The following is a 15443-nucleotide window of genomic DNA, read 5'->3' on the forward strand; positions in this document are numbered from 1 at the left end:
GACACGACATCGTCACCACCATCGACGCCGAGCTCCAGAACTTCGGCCAGCAGCTGATGGACGGAAAGGTCGGCTCGCTCGTGGCGATAGAGCCAAAGACGGGAGAGATACTCACCCTCGTATCCAGCCCGGGTATCGACGTGGACCAGCTCGCAGACATAGGCAAGCACTACTCGGACATAGTCAAGAACCCGTACAAGCCGATGTTCAACCGCGCCGTGCAGGCATCCTATCCTCCGGGTTCGGTGTTCAAGCTCGTCAACGGACTCATCGGACTCCAGGAGGGCGTGCTCACGCCCGAGACCATGTACCCATGCTCGATGGGCTCCCACTACGGCAGCAAGAACAAGCTCGGCTGCCATGCCCACAAGTCGCCTATCAACATGGAGGAATCCATCATGATGTCCTGCAACGCATACTACTGCTATGTGCTCAGGAGCATCATCGAGAACAAGAAATACGACTCCATCGAGGAGGCCTTCAACAAGTGGAACGAATACGTCCACAGCTTCGGATTCGGAGAGAAGCTCGGCAGCGACTTCCCTTCCGAGCTCGGAGGAAACATCCCGACGGCCGAACTCTACAACCGAAGGTACGGACGCAACCACTGGAGGGCAAACACCATCATCTCCCTCTCCATCGGACAGGGTGAGATCGGATGTACCCCTCTCCACCTCGCTAACCTCTGCGCAACCATAGCGAACCGCGGATATTACTACATCCCTCACATCATCAAGAGCTCCGAAGGCATCGAGATCGACGAGAAGTACACGGAGAAGCACTACACGATGGTGGACACCACCAACTTCAAGAAGGTGATCAAGGGAATGTGGCGCGCCGTGAACAGCGGTGCAGGCGCAGGAGGAACAGCATGGGTTGCACACATCCCGGGCATCGACGTATGCGGAAAGACCGGTACGGCGCAGGTGCCCCGCGGAAGGGACAATTCGGTGTTCATCTGCTTCGCCCCTATGGACGATCCGAAGATCGCCGTAGCAGCGTACGTGGAGCACGGCGGATTCGGTGCGACCTACGCGGCGCCTATCGCGTCACTGCTGGTGGAGAAGTACCTCACGGGAGAGATAGCGCCGGGAGCGAGGGCTGACCTTGCGCACAGGATGACGACAAGCAAGCTGATAGGAACCAGATAGTATGATCCAGGGAGACAACAAAGGACGTGGATTCGTCAAGACGGTAGACTGGTCGCTGATTATCACCTACATGATTCTGGTGTTCGTCGGCTGGCTCAACGTGTACTCGTCTTCCTATGACCCCGACGTCAGCATACTCAGCTGGGCTAGCCGAAGCGGAAAGCAGCTCGTCTGGATACTCACCGGACTGGGCATAGGCTCGCTCATACTCTTCGTCATACCGCCTCGATTATACGAGGGGCTGGCCATACCCGTGTACCTTCTGACCCTGGGCGCGCTCGTCGCGGTCATCTTCCTCGGAACAGAGGTCAACGGTTCGAAATCATGGTTCCAGCTAGGTCCAGTCAGCTTCCAGCCCGCCGAGATCTCGAAGATATCAACCTCGCTGATGCTGTCTGCCTTCATGAGCCGGTACTCCTACAGGATGAAGAACACCAAGGACTTCCTCCTCACGGTGCTGATTCTGGTCGTGCCTATGCTCATCATCCTGCTGGAAAACGAGACTGGATCGATGCTCGTATACGTCGGATTCATCTTCATGCTCTACAGGGAAGGCCTCACCGGATGGCTCATCTTCATGATCGGAATGGTGATCCTGATGTTCATCATGACCCTTACGATATCGCCTTTCGCGTCGATTTTGACCGCGACCATCGTGATGACCCTCTGCAACGAGATACGCGCAGGCAAGCTCAAGAAGTGGTTCCTTCTCTACTTCCCTATCGCAATCGCCCTTATCGTCTACTCGTCCATCTGGAACAAGGCGGCAGAAACGGATCCTGACGGATTCATGCCCGAGACCCTCCTTCTCAAGATAAAGCCAATATACGTGCTGTGCGCACTGCTGGTTCCCCTGGGAATCGCCTATCTCGTGAAGGGATTCAGGGAGGTCCGCTGGTTCAGGGTATTCTCCATCGGAGCCCTCGTCGCCGGCGTCATCATGACCTTCTCCGTACAGTTCATCTTCGAGAGCGTCCTCAAGGACCATCAGCGAAAGAGAATCGAGGTGCTTCTCGGAATGACGGAGGACCCTGCCGGAGTGGGCTACAACGTAAGGCAGTCGATGATAGCCATAGGTTCGGGAGGCCTCTTCGGAAAAGGCTTCCTCCAGGGAACTCAGACGACCTACGGCTTCGTGCCAGAGCAGAGCACCGACTTCATCTTCTGCACGGTCGGAGAGGAGTGGGGCTTCCTCGGCTCCACCGCCGTCGTGCTCCTGTACGCCTTCCTGATATGGAGGATAATGAAGGCTGCGGAAGGCAGCCGAGAGAACTTCACCCGAATATACGGATACTGCGTCGCCAGCTGTATATTCATGCACCTGATAATCAACATCGGCATGACAATTGGACTCATGCCTGTCATCGGAATCCCGTTACCTCTGCTGAGCTACGGAGGATCGTCCCTGTGGACCTTCACGACCATGCTCTGCATATTCATCGCATTGGTGAGAAACGAGAGCAGGTACTTCTAGGATGAGCATGAAACTTCATATTCGCGCCATCGCGGCAGCGGTCACGGTCCTCGCAGCAATTTCGTGGACAGCGCCGGACGCGTACGCACAGCGAAGGAAGAAGGTTCAGGAAAGCGTCCAGACCCAGCCTGCGGAGACCCAGCCCCGAAGGATAGCCATGACACTAAACCTCGCGGAACTGCGCGACTCCATCGACGCAGAAGGCACGCGCAGATACGCCGAGACCATGGCCGAGCTCAGGGATTCGGACCTCGTCGCCCGCGACAGGCTCATCGCCAGGATGAGCGAGCTGACCAAGTTCCGCTCGGTATACGAGCCCAGCAGCGGCAGCTACCTGGGTGACCTCGCGGCAGACATAGCGAAGGAACATCTCGGAAAGCCTTATGTTTGGGGCGCTGAGGGCCCAAGCTCCTTTGACTGCTCGGGATTCATGATGTACGTCTACAGACAGGTCGGAGTAAAGCTTCCACGAACTTCCAGGGAGCAGTTCAAGGTCGGCGAGAGCATCGACATCCCCGACCTCAAGAAGGGTGACCTGGTATTCTGGAGCGGCCCGAGAGGTTCTGTAGGAGCGACGATAGGCCATGTCGGGATGATAGTGGACGTGGACTACGAAAGGGGCTACTTCTCCTTCATCCACGCGAACAGCACCAGCAAGGGAGTCAGCATCTCCCGCAGCGACGAAAGATATTTCCTCCTCCACTACAAGGGTGCGAGAAGGATCATACCCTTAGACAAATAGAAAACACAAGATATGTCAAGTCTGATAAGAAACGCAGAGCTCTGGCCAGACGGTCAGCTCAAGATAGAATGGGTCAAGGACCACATGCCACTCCTCAACGGACTCGAGGAGCAATTCAGGGAAGAACTCCCCTTCAAGGGGCTCAAGGTAGCACTCTCGGTCCATCTCGAGGCCAAGACAGCATACCTCTGCAAGGTACTCGCTGCCGGTGGTGCCGAGATGTACGTGACCGGAAGCAACCCACTCTCTACTCAGGACGATATCGCTGCTGCGCTCGTTCATGACGGGCTCAACGTTTTCGCATGGTACGACGCCTCTCCGGAAGAGTACGAAGCCCACTGCAGGAAGGTGATCGAGATCGGTCCCAACGTCATCATCGACGACGGCGGCGACCTCGTGAACATGATCCACAGCGAGTTTCCGGAGCTTCTCCCTAACGTCATCGGAGGCTGCGAGGAGACCACTACCGGCATCCTCAGGCTCATCCAGAGGAACGACGCAGGTAAGCTCATGTTCCCTATGATGCTCGTCAACAACGCCGAGTGCAAGCATTTCTTCGACAACAGGTACGGCACCGGCCAGTCCGTATGGGACGGAATCAACAGGACCACCAACCTCATCGTCGCCGGCAAGACCGTGGTAGTCGCCGGATACGGATGGTGCGGCAAGGGCGTAGCAATGCGCGCAAAGGGTCTCGGAGCCGAGGTCGTAGTCACCGAAGTGAACCCGGTGAAGGCGATGGAGGCAGTGATGGACGGCTTCAAGGTGATGAAGATGCGCCAGGCCGCAGCCGTGGGCGACATTTTCGTAACTGTCACGGGTTGCGACGCCGTAATCACCAGGGAAGACTTCCTCGCCATGAAGGACGGAGCCATCTGCTGCAACGCCGGTCACTTCGACTGCGAGGTCGACGTTGCCGGTCTCAGGGCCATGGCAAAGGAGGTCAAGCCTGCCAGGAAGAACATCACCAGCTACGTGCTAGAGGATGACAAGAAGATCTATATCATCGCAGAGGGCCGTCTCGTCAATCTTGCCGCTGGCGACGGACACCCTGCCGAGATCATGGACATGTCCTTCGCAATCCAGGCTCTCAGCGCCCGCTACCTCGTCCAGCACAAGGACGACATCTGCAGGGAGGTCGGCAAGATGGTCAACGAGATTCCTGCCGAGATCGACGAGGCCGTCGCAAGGCGCAAGCTCGCCGCTTGGGGCTACGAGATCGACACTCTCACCCCGGAGCAGCGCCGCTATCTCTACGGAGAATAGGCGTTGCCGCCGTACGGTTTGATGTAAGACTTCCTTTCTTGAAAGTATTTTGCTTTGATACCAAAAATCTCTAAATTTGTACTTCGATTCCCGAATTTCAATAGAAAATAAGGAATACATACCACAAATTCACAACTTATGTACAAGAGAATATTTGATATCAAAAGTCAATTGGACGAGGCTATGTTCCTGTTTGGAGCACGTCAAGTTGGCAAGTCGACACTCCTTCAAAGTGAGTTTGAGGACGCGATTTACTATGACCTTCTTATCCCCAGCATCCGCAAGAGCTTCAAGAGAAACCCGGAGTCATTTAAGGAAGCACTGTCGTCCAAGCCAGAAGGAACTCTGGTCATAGTAGATGAGATTCAGAAGGTTCCGGAACTGCTAGACCTTGTACATTGGCTAATGGCAAAGAAGGGACTGCGGTTCATTCTGAGCGGTTCAAGTGCCAGAAAGCTCAAGAAGTCAGGTGCCAATACACTGGGCGGACGTGCACAACCACGTACCCTGTACCCATTGGTGTGGCCCGAGGTGACGGACTTTCAATTGGATAAAGCTGTTCAAAACGGCATGATTCCACGTCACTATCTTGTTAATGATGCCACAGACCGTCTTGAAGCATATGTAGACATATACATCAAAGAAGAAATCCGCGAGGAAGCGGCGGTACAGGACATCGATGCATTTGAAAGATTCATGGAAGTTGCAGCCATCTCAGATGGAGAGATGCTAAACTATTCCAATATTGCGACAGACTGCGGAGTATCAGCAAAGACAGTCAAAGCCTACTTCCAGATTCTTTATGATACACTGTTGGGTTATGAGATTCCAGCTTACAGGAAGGTTATCAAACGACAGATCGTGCAAGCTCCGAAATTCTATTATTTCGACGTAGGATTAGCCAACTACCTGATGGGCAGACATGACCTGAAACGCGGAAGCGATGATTATGGGCTTGCATTCGAGCACTATGTCATGCAGGAGATCATCGCCTACAAGGGATATAATAAACGCAGGGAGGAGATATCATACTGGCACACTTACACCCACCAGGAAGTGGATGCCGTAATAGGTGATGCCAAGGTTGCAATTGAAATCAAATCATGCGAACAGGTCAAGGCCAAACACAAATCCGGACTTAAGGCATTCAAGGATGAACACCCAGATTGTCGCCTGATTCTCGTGTCTCTTGACCCTATAACCAGGATTACTGGAGATGTAGAACTTGTCTACGTTACGGATTTCTTGAAGATGTTGTGGGGTGGGGAAATATTCTAATCCCCAATATAGCTACGAGATCGACACTCTCACCCCGGAGCAGCGCCACTATCTCTACGGAGAATAGGCCACTTGCCCTCATACAACATAGCGAGGTCCATGGACAGCCACATTTGCAACACGCTGTCTATAAGCACTATACCGAAAAGACGGCTCCCCCGGAAAGGGGAGCCGTCCGTATGTATTTCAGCTGAGAATCAGCAGGTTATGTGCGAAGCGGTGAAGAGACTAGAGACTTTCCAGCACCGGAGCGAGGATCTCTCTGAGCTGAGGATACTCGAGGAGGAAGCCGTCATGGCCGAAAGCGGAAGTCATGACATGGTACTCACATCCTGGGATCATCTCTGCGAAAGTCTTCTGGTCCACTATAGGGAAGAGACAGTCGCTGTCGATCGCGATGACCTTGGTCTTGGCCTTGATCTGCGAGAGTGCCGCAGCAACTCCGCCGCGGTTCCTGCCGACATTGTGGCTGTCCACAGCGTAGGTCAGGTAATAGTAAGAATATGCGTCGAAATTTCGCTTAGTGATCTTCAGACCCTGATAGCGCTCGTAGGATGCCGCACGGTCTGCGAAGATGACGTCAACGTCCGTCTCCGGCTGGGTGAGGCAATATCCCTCGAAGCTGCGATACGAGATGAGGGCCTGACCCCTCGCGCAGCGAAGTCCAGCCTCGCCACCCTTGAGGTCCTTGCATTCCTCGAAGCTCTGATCCGCCCTGATTGCCATCCTCTGGCACTCCAGGCCTGCCGTCACCCAAGGAGTGACGCGCGCACTGGTGGCCACATAGACCGCACGCTGGATAACGTCAGGCTCCATGAGAGTCCACTCAAGTGCCTGGAATCCTCCAATCGAACCACCGATGAGAAGGTCGACCTTCTCGATCCCCAGGTGCTCGCGAACGAGTATCTCCGTCTTCACGATGTCGCGCACCGTAGCCTTTGGGAAGTCCAGGAAATATGGTCTGCCTGTCTCAGGGTTGATCGAAGCGGGGCCACTGGAACCGTAAGGAGACGTGAGCATGTTCACGCACACGACGAAGTACTTCTCCGTGTCGAAGAACTTGCCCGGACCGGTAAGGTCGCTCCACCAATCCTCGGGATCCGAGTTAGCGGTCAGAGCGTGACAGATCCAGATGACCTTGTCACCCTTGCGGTATTCCCTCTCCGAGGTACGGTACTCTATGGTGATGCCGGGAAGCGAACCTCCGGCCTCGAAAAAGAAAGTCTCAGCGGTATGAAGCTTATGCGAAATCATCTAATGACTACTTGAGTTCGCCCTTCTCGATGAGAACCTCGGCAATCTGGACTGCATTGAGTGCTGCGCCCTTCTTGATCTGGTCGCTGACGAGCCAGAAAGTGATGCCGTTAGGGTTTGCAAGATCCTTGCGCACGCGACCTACGAACACGTCGTCGCAGTTCTCATGGAAGAGAGGCATAGGATATACCTTGTTGGCAGGATCGTCCTCGAGCTGGAGGCCCTTGCCGTTGCGGACAGCCTCCTTGAAAGCCTCGACGCTTACCGGCTCCTCGGTCTCGGCCCAGACTGACTCGCTGTGGCAGCGAAGGCTAGGCACGCGTACGCACATTGCGCTGACTGCGCAGTCGGTATGCATGATCTTCCTGGTCTCGTTGTACATCTTCATCTCCTCCTTGGTGTAGCCGTTGTCGGTGAAGACGTCGATCTGTGGGATCACGTTGAAGGCAAGCTGATAAGCGAACTTGTCCACGGTAGGCTTCTCGCCTGCGAGTACCTGGCGATACTGCTCGTAGAGCTCCGCCATTGCTGCGGCACCTGCGCCGCTGGCAGCCTGGTAGCTGCTGATGTGGACGCGCTTGATGTGGCTTATGTTCTCCAAAGCCTGGAGCGCCACTACCATCATGATGGTGGTGCAGTTAGGGTTCGCGATGATATTGCGAGGACGCACGAGGGCATCATCCGGATTGCACTCAGGCACGACGAGAGGAACGTCCTCGTCCATCCTGAACGCGCTCGAGTTGTCGATCATGATCGCACCGTGCTTGGTGATGGTCTCGGCAAACTCCTTGCTGGTCGAACCGCCGGCGCTGGTGAACGCAACGTCCACGCCCTTGAAATCGTCATTATGCTGGAGAAGCTTTACTTCTATTTCCTTACCACGGAAGGTGTACTTGCGGCCAGCGCTCCTTGAGCTGCCGAAAAGGAGAAGCTCGTCAATGGGGAAGTTCCTCTCATCGAGGACACGAAGGAATTCCTGGCCTACGGCGCCGCTTGCGCCTACGATTGCAACTTTCATATTGTCAAAGTCGTTTTAAAATTCGCAAATTTCGGATTGAAACGCGAAAATAATGAAATTCCTTGATTTTCTATCGCGGATATGCATATATTTGTTCCGATGGATTTGTGGGGAAGCATAAGTGCGATGGTTGATCTGCTGCTGCCAAGGACCTGCGCGGTCTGCGGCAGGACTCTGGCGGTGGAAGAGCGTCATCTCTGCTCGTCCTGTGCCGCAGACATTCCTCTGACATACAACTGGAACATGGCGACCAATGAGATGGCCGACAAGTTCAATGCCCTTATCCAACGAGATCTCGAGGACTCCGAGGAATTCGTATATGAGCCCTACTCCCACGCGGCGGCCCTGTTCTTCTACAAGAGCGGCTCAGAATTCAGGGAGATAACGCGCCAGCTCAAGTACCATGGCAACGTCGGGATGGGCAGGTGGGCGGCAAAGCAGCTCGCGGAGAAGCTCGCAGGCTCGGAGCTGTACTCGGACGTAGACCTCGTCGTGCCGGTGCCGCTGCATTGGAGCCGATATTACAGAAGGGGCTACAATCAGGCAGCCATCATCGCAGAAGTGCTCTCCGAAGAGCTCGGAGCCGGCTTCGAACCCCATATCCTCCGGCGCAGGAGAAGGACCAAGACCCAGACGCACCTGAGCGTGAGCGAGAAGACCAAGAACGTCGCAGGGGCTTTCGTCCTGAACCGAAGGACTGCAGAGAAGCACCGCGGAGTGCGGCATGTGCTCCTCGTCGATGACGTATTCACCACCGGATCGACACTCAACGAGTCGCGAAAGGCGCTGCGCGAAGCATTCGGAGCCCAGACAAGGATCAGCATCGCAACTTTGGGATACGTCGGTCAATAGCTTTTCGTATATTTGTACAACTCAAAGATTATGATCATGAAAAAAGCACTTTTCATCGCTGTTATCAGCATACTCGTGACTTCTTGCGGAATCCTTTTCGGCACCACGTCTCCTGAAGAGGAGAAGGCCTTGGCAGAGAGTGTCAGCAAGAGCGTATCAGAAATGGACTTCAGGATCGACGTGGACACCGTGCTTCCTCTGGTCGGTCCGGCGATCCAGTCCTTTGGTGAATATTATCTTGAGATCCGTGATGGAAAGGTCACGTCATACCTCCCATTCAGAGGGACCAGTACCATCGCGTCATTCGGCGGCCCTTCAGGAATTGAGTTCGAAGATTACCCTATCAAGGCAAAGGTCAGCGGACAGAGGAAAAAGGACACTCCAGCCAGGATACGATTCGATGCGGAATCCGGCAGCGACATCTGGGAAGTGACTATCGAAATCTGGGACAACGGATCAGCTTCAATCGACTGCAACAACGCGTACAAGTCTTCAATGAGGTATCAGGGCAACCTGAGGACCAGCATCGAAGAATAGCTAGAGTATCGTGATCCTATCGTAAGGTACACGATAGTACCGGTGCAGCTGCTCCGCGACCACGTCGTTGGCGACCTGCACGTTCTCGCCGGACCTCATCGCAGCGCGGATCTCCTTCTTGCACGTACGGTTCATCACATGTCTCCTGAGCCAGGAGAAATGGTCGGGATCGTAGAGGAACGACAAGGAATCGAGTTCGCGTATCTTCATGATGTGCAAATTTAGCACATTTACTCAGAATAAGACAAGCCATGGAAAAACAGAGACGACTACTTTCGCTTCTGCTGGTAATGACGGGCATCCTGCTCTCAGGACCAGTGGCATCGGCACAGGTCACCCAGGAGCCTTCCGGCGAGCCGCAGAAGGTGAGGGTGTCCTTCGACAGGGATATCCAGACCATGAGGAACGATGCCTTCCCCGGGTACAGGACCAAGGTCGACGACTATCTCCAGTACTCCCCCGCCGTGCTCATGGTCGGTCTCAAGGCCTTCGGCTACAAGGGACGCAGCGACTGGGGTAGGATGCTCGTTTCCGACGCATTCTCGGCTGCGATCATGGCCGGAGGCGTGAACGGTCTCAAATACTCGGTGAAGAGGATGAGGCCGGACGGATCTAGAGCCAATTCCTTCCCTTCCGGGCACACTGCGACAGCATTCATGGCGGCCAGCATGCTCAACCATGAATACGGGTGGAGAAGCCCATGGTGGGGTTTCGCCGGATATTCGGTGGCGACACTGACCTCCGTCTCGAGAGTCTTCAACGACAAGCACTGGGCCAGCGACACCTTTGCGGGTGCGCTGATCGGAATAGGTGCCACTGAACTCGGATATTTCCTCACAGACCTCATCTTCAAGGACAGGCACCTGATGGGCGGGTACGAGAAGCCGGAGTTCGATTACTGCAGCACCGACAACCGCTACTACAGCCTCCAGCTGGGATATGCGCGCAGGTTCATACTTGCCTCCAAGGAGGCCAAGCAGAACTCCGAGATGCCTTACCGAGGCAGCGGGATGGACTTCACCGCGGAGATTCCTATACTCGAGGGCTCGGGAGTAGCGCTGCGCGCGGGGATGGGCTCGCTTCTTTTCAAGGATGAGAGGTCGTTCAATGTCTATTCGGGCCAGGTCGGCCTCTATTGGGCACGTGAGTTCAACAGATTCGTCGAGTTCCAGGCAGAGGCCCTGATCGGCTATGCCGGACATAAAAATGGCAGCGGAATAGATATTTCCGCCGCCACTTCACTGAATTTCATCACCGGGAACAATTTCAAGATCAGGGGTATCGCAGAATGGGAGACCTTCTCCTATGCATCCCGCCCCGAGTCTGTCGGGAAACCTTTCCTGAACTCCATCCTTCTCGGTTTCAACGCTGCTTTCTACTGGTAGATTCCTACCAGATAGTCACGCGCTCCTCCTCAGGACGATACATCGCATCACCTTCCTTGATGTCGAATGCCTTGAAGAAGGTATCAAGGTTGCGGACTGACACGTTCACACGGTTGCATCCGAGAGAATGTACGTCGGTAAGGGTGCGGCGGGTGATCTCCTGATCGGTGATGTTCTGTGCCCAGAGGGTCGCATACGCGAGATAGAAGCGCTGCTCTGCGGTGAAGCCGTCGATAGGCTCTGGGTGCTTGCCGTTCCATGAGTTCTCCATCGCGGTGAAAGCGATACGGAGACCGCCGTGGTCTGCGATGTTCTCGCCGAGGGTTGCCTCGCCGTTAGCCTTCATGCCCGGGAGAACCTCAACCTCGTTGAACTGGTCCACAAGCTTCTGAGCACGGACCTCGAACGCGGCTGCGTCCTCTGCAGTCCACCAGTTGTTCATGTTTCCGTCCTTGTCGAAGAGGCGGCCCTGGTCATCGAAACCGTGGGTCATCTCATGGCTGATCACGACGCCGATCGCGCCGTAGTTGACAGCGTCGTCAGCATTCGAGTTGTAGAAAGGAGGCTGGAGTATACCTGCGGGGAAGCAGATCTCGTTGGTGGTAGGGTTGTAGTATGCATTGACGGTCTGAGGGCTCATTCCCCACTTCGCCTTGTCCACAGGCTTGCCGAGTTCCTTGAGGTTGTCCTCGGTGTACCACTTCGATACGGCGCGGAGGTTCTCGTAGTAGCTGAGCTCCGGATCGATCACGAGTGAAGAATAGTCCTTCCATGTGTCAGGATATCCGATCTTGATGGTGAAGCTCGAGAGCTTCTCCTGTGCCTTGGCCTTGGTCTCGTCGCTCATCCAGTCGAGGGCAGCGACATGCTCGCCCAGAGATGCCTGGATGTTCTTCACGATCTGGAGCATGCGCTCCTTGTCCTTCTCTGGGAAGTACTTTGCGACATACATCTTGCCGACAGCCTCGCCGAGGACGCTGTTAGGAGTTGCCATCGCCCTCTTCCAGCGTGGCTTCTGCTCCTGGGTGCCGGCCATCTGGCGTGAGAAGAAATCGAAGTATGCATCATAGAAGTCGTCGCTGATCTCTCCGCAAGCGCCGCGAAGTACATTCGCCTGGAGATAGTGACGGAGCTTCGCAGCATCAGCGTCGGTGAACATCTTGTTGATGGCTGCGAGGTATGAAGGCTGCTCGACCACGAGCTTCTGCTGAGGAGCGATTCCGAGCTCAGCGAAGAACACGTCGAGGTGAAGGTTAGGATAAGCTGCGAAAAGATCAGCCGAGCTCATCGGATTGTACTGAGCCTCGATGTCGCGCTGCTGTACCATAGACCAGTATGGGCCGGCGATGGCCATCTCGACGTCGAACGCGTCCTGGGCCTTCTGCGCGGCATCGCTCTCGCCTGCGAGTGTGAAGACCTTCTCGAGGAAGGCCTTGTAGCCTTCGCGGAGGGCTGCGTGCTCAGGAAGGAGATAGTAGTCGCGGTTGCGCATCGCAAGGCCGCTCTCGCCGATGTAGAGAATCTGGCTGTTGCTGTCCATCATGTCGGTCTCCACATAGGTACCGTAGATTGAACCTCCTCCGTATACGGCCATCTGGCCCGATGCCTTGGCGAAGGACACGAGGTCGGTCACGCTCTCGAGCTCTGCAAGGTAAGGCTTAACTGGAGCTGCACCTTCAGCATTGAGACGGAGTGAATCAAGGCCCATGGTGTAGAGGTCAGCGAGCTTCTGCTCGTCGGTTCCCATCGCCGCCTTGCTCTTTGTGAGCCCCTGGAAGAGCTCGTTGAGACGGATCTCGTTGTTCTCTGCGAGCACGTCGAAGGCACCGTAGCGTGAGTACTCCGGCTTGAGAGGGTTAGCCCTTCTCCATCCGAGGGTCGCATAGTCATAGAAATTCTCGCCTGGGGCGATCGAGGTCTCCAGGTTGTCGAGATTGATAGCCGGAACCACCTCGCTCTCAGGCTGTCCGTTGCCGCAGCCTGCCGCTGCGATCATGGTAACTGCCATAAGGATGATAGTCTTTTTCATATCGTTTAATTCAATAATTCGTCGCATTTTTCAAACGCGGCACAAAGGTAAAATTTTTTATCTTATCTTTGCATCCACATCACGCCCTGGTGGTGGAATGGTAGACACGAGGGACTTATAGGATTCCGAGGAATCACTTGAGTGCGCTGAGGGGAAACCCCAGACGTAGAATCTTCCTAACAAACAGAAACCTATCCCGTAGCGATACGGGAGTTGGCGATGGCTCACTAAATCGCAGACATGCGTAAATGGCGTAGAGACTATACGGAAGACACCTAAACGACAGCATGGTGATGAAATAGTCCAGACTACAACATCTCTCCGAGATGGCTCGTGCAAAAGCGAGAGTAGCATGAAAATCCCTTGGCCCGCAAGGCTGTACGAGTTCGAGTCTCGTCCGGGGCACATATGAAATCCATAAGTTGTTGATTATCGACACACTTATGGATTTCATTGTTAATGGGGTTAAAAAACGCCTTTCAGTCCCCCAAAATGTGACTTTGCCCGTAGATTGGGGGAGAAAAACAGTTTTGGCACCCCGATTATCTAATCAAATACCTAATCACCACTGCAACTGACAAAAAAGCGTGGGATTTCAAACATTTACGACAAAAAGGCTCTACATTTGTGTACTGTTTAAGCCAATATACTGACACCGACTATGAAAAAGTACCTATTCTTCCTTCTCTGCGCCGCTGCCGTAGCATGCCAGAGCGAGTATGAGCCGGAAGGCACCCTCGAGGGCAAGCACGTCCTCTATGTATATGGAGGTTGGGACGGACATGACCCGGCGCCTTGCCATGAGCTCCTTCTTCCGTGGCTCGAGTCCCAGGGCGCGACCGTCACCTCTTCCGAAAGCCTTGACGTATACACCGACGCCGAACTCATGGCCGACGTGGACCTCATCATTCAGGCATGGACCATGGGCCGAATCACACCGGCACAGGAGAGAGGCCTCCTCAACGCGGTGAAGAGCGGAACGCCGATTGCCGGATGGCACGGCGGAATCGGAGATTCATTCAGGAACAACACCGAATTCCAGTTCATGGTAGGTGGCCAGTGGGTCGCACACCCTGGCGGCGTCATCGAATATGACGTGAACATCACCGACCACAAGGACCCTGTGACCAAGGGTCTGAAGGACTTCCACATGGTATCGGAGCAGTACTACATGCACGTGGACCCCAACGTCAAGGTCCTCGCGACGACCACCTTCAACGGCGACCACGCCTCATGGATCGACGGACACGTGATGCCTGTCGCATGGAAGACCCAGTACGGCGAAGGACGAGTGTTCTACTCATCCCTGTGCCATGTCGTATCCGACTTCGAGGTGCCGGAGGCATACGAAATCATGAAGCGAGGCATACTCTGGGCCGCCGGTAAATAACAAAAAAACAAGCTAGAAAGAAATGAAAAGCAGCAATATCATACTTGCGATGGTGTCGGCAGCAGCGCTGGCATCGTGCGCGCAGCAGCCCGTCCAGGAGGCTGCAGAGCCGGCCGTGTACAAGAACGTGGAATTCGCAGAGGCTCCGACCGTGAACGGCGGTACCAAGACCCTCAACATCAACATCTGGAAGGGCGTCGGCGAGGAGCCTCAGCCTGTCGTGCTCTTCGTGCATGGCGGTGCGTGGGTATCAGGTGACAATAAGCTCGACACCGCCGGTGGCGAACAGATACAGGCGCTCATGGAGCTCCGCGAGTGCGGCGTGACGGTGGCGGCAGCGACCTACCGCTTCTCGGGAGAGGCGATCTTCCCTGCGCAGATACACGACGTGAAGGCAGCTATTCGCTTCCTCAAGGCAAATGCCGAGACCTATGGCATCGATCCGCAGCGTATAATGACCATGGGCGAATCAGCCGGATCCCAGATGGCCCTGCTCGCTGCCGTATCCAACGGTGAAGAAGAGATGGAAGGCACGATAGGTGGCAACCTCGAGGTTGACAGCGACGTGATAGGATGCGTGGACTGCTACGGCATGACCGACTTCCTCACCCTCGCATCAGACCTCTATGCACGCCCTGACCTCGGTCGCACCGATGCCCAGGTGTACGATCTCGTGGAGGCTCCGAACTCAAGCCGCTCACAGCTCTTCGGCCTCACCACCGAGGAATGCAACCTCGGAACGGTAAGCAAGAACCCGAAAAGATTCCCTCAGGAATATGCACTCGTGAAGGCAGGAAGCCCTCTCTACCATGTTAGTCCTGACGACCCTCCTATCCTCATCATCAACGGACAGAGGGACATCAGAGTGCCGTCAGCACAGGCGCTGAAGATGTATCAGGCGCTCTACGACGCCGGAGTAGAGGCTGAGATCCTGCTGAACGACAGAGCGCCTCACGGCAACCTCGGCCGCGAGTCCGCAGCTGCCATCAAGTCATTCATCCTGCGCATACTTTTCCCGCAGGAGAAAGAGTAGAGTCAGATACCTAGAAAGAATAAGCGACACCCAG

General features: G+C 55.0%; 14 protein-coding genes. 10 read left to right on the plus strand and 4 right to left on the minus strand.

Annotation, left to right across the window (positions count from 1 at the left end; translation table 11 throughout):
* The 5 genes from AC06ND_RS10190 to AC06ND_RS10210 all read left to right on the plus strand — a co-directional run.
* Positions 1–1151: penicillin-binding transpeptidase domain-containing protein (locus AC06ND_RS10190; protein WP_475678872.1), on the plus strand; the 1151-nt coding region annotated here is incomplete at its 5' end.
* Between the two features lies 1 nt (position 1152).
* Positions 1153–2625 (plus strand): rod shape-determining protein RodA, encoded by a 1473-nt coding sequence (gene rodA / locus AC06ND_RS10195; protein ID WP_475678873.1) that lies wholly within the window; start codon positions 1153–1155, stop codon positions 2623–2625.
* Positions 2626–2632: 7 nt separating this feature from the next.
* Positions 2633–3367 (plus strand): C40 family peptidase, encoded by a 735-nt coding sequence (locus tag AC06ND_RS10200; RefSeq protein WP_475678874.1) that lies wholly within the window; start codon positions 2633–2635, stop codon positions 3365–3367.
* Between the two features lie 12 nt (positions 3368–3379).
* Positions 3380–4633, plus strand: a complete 1254-nt coding sequence (locus AC06ND_RS10205; RefSeq protein ID WP_475678875.1) for an adenosylhomocysteinase — start codon at positions 3380–3382, stop codon at positions 4631–4633.
* A 138-nt stretch (positions 4634–4771) separates the two neighbouring features.
* Positions 4772–5911 (plus strand): ATP-binding protein, encoded by a 1140-nt coding sequence (locus AC06ND_RS10210; protein ID WP_475678876.1) that lies wholly within the window; start codon positions 4772–4774, stop codon positions 5909–5911.
* Positions 5912–6139: 228 nt separating this feature from the next.
* Here AC06ND_RS10210 and AC06ND_RS10215 read toward each other — a convergent pair whose 3' ends face one another.
* Both AC06ND_RS10215 and AC06ND_RS10220 read right to left on the minus strand, forming a co-directional pair.
* Complete coding sequence (locus AC06ND_RS10215; RefSeq protein ID WP_475678877.1) at positions 6140–7165, minus strand: homoserine O-acetyltransferase family protein; 1026 nt, start codon at positions 7163–7165, stop codon at positions 6140–6142.
* 7 nt (positions 7166–7172) lie between these two features.
* Positions 7173–8183: an aspartate-semialdehyde dehydrogenase gene (locus AC06ND_RS10220; protein ID WP_475678878.1), complete on the minus strand. Its 1011-nt coding sequence runs from the start codon at positions 8181–8183 to the stop codon at positions 7173–7175.
* Between the two features lie 81 nt (positions 8184–8264).
* Here AC06ND_RS10220 and AC06ND_RS10225 point away from each other — a divergent pair, with 81 nt between their 5' ends.
* Positions 8265–9035, plus strand: a complete 771-nt coding sequence (locus AC06ND_RS10225) for a ComF family protein (protein ID WP_475678879.1) — start codon at positions 8265–8267, stop codon at positions 9033–9035.
* A gap of 36 nt (positions 9036–9071) precedes the next feature.
* Positions 9072–9572: a DUF4251 domain-containing protein gene (locus AC06ND_RS10230; RefSeq protein ID WP_475678880.1), complete on the plus strand. Its 501-nt coding sequence runs from the start codon at positions 9072–9074 to the stop codon at positions 9570–9572.
* Here the strand turns inward: AC06ND_RS10230 and AC06ND_RS10235 are convergent, their stop codons facing one another.
* Complete coding sequence (locus AC06ND_RS10235; protein WP_475678881.1) at positions 9573–9782, minus strand: hypothetical protein; 210 nt, start codon at positions 9780–9782, stop codon at positions 9573–9575.
* A 41-nt stretch (positions 9783–9823) separates the two neighbouring features.
* On the opposite strand from AC06ND_RS10235, the gene AC06ND_RS10240 reads away from it, so the two are divergent.
* On the plus strand, positions 9824–10957 hold the full coding sequence (locus tag AC06ND_RS10240; RefSeq protein WP_475678882.1) for a phosphatase PAP2 family protein: 1134 nt from the start codon (positions 9824–9826) through the stop codon (positions 10955–10957).
* A gap of 4 nt (positions 10958–10961) precedes the next feature.
* Here the strand turns inward: AC06ND_RS10240 and AC06ND_RS10245 are convergent, their stop codons facing one another.
* On the minus strand, positions 10962–12986 hold the full coding sequence (locus AC06ND_RS10245; RefSeq protein WP_475678883.1) for a M13 family metallopeptidase: 2025 nt from the start codon (positions 12984–12986) through the stop codon (positions 10962–10964).
* A gap of 661 nt (positions 12987–13647) precedes the next feature.
* On the opposite strand from AC06ND_RS10245, the gene AC06ND_RS10250 reads away from it, so the two are divergent.
* Complete coding sequence (locus AC06ND_RS10250) at positions 13648–14376, plus strand: ThuA domain-containing protein (protein WP_475678884.1); 729 nt, start codon at positions 13648–13650, stop codon at positions 14374–14376.
* 22 nt (positions 14377–14398) lie between these two features.
* Positions 14399–15409: an alpha/beta hydrolase fold domain-containing protein gene (locus tag AC06ND_RS10255; protein WP_475678885.1), complete on the plus strand. Its 1011-nt coding sequence runs from the start codon at positions 14399–14401 to the stop codon at positions 15407–15409.
* Positions 15410–15443: the final 34 nt, after the last annotated feature.

It is taken from the genome of Candidatus Cryptobacteroides sp. (genome assembly GCF_056207615.1).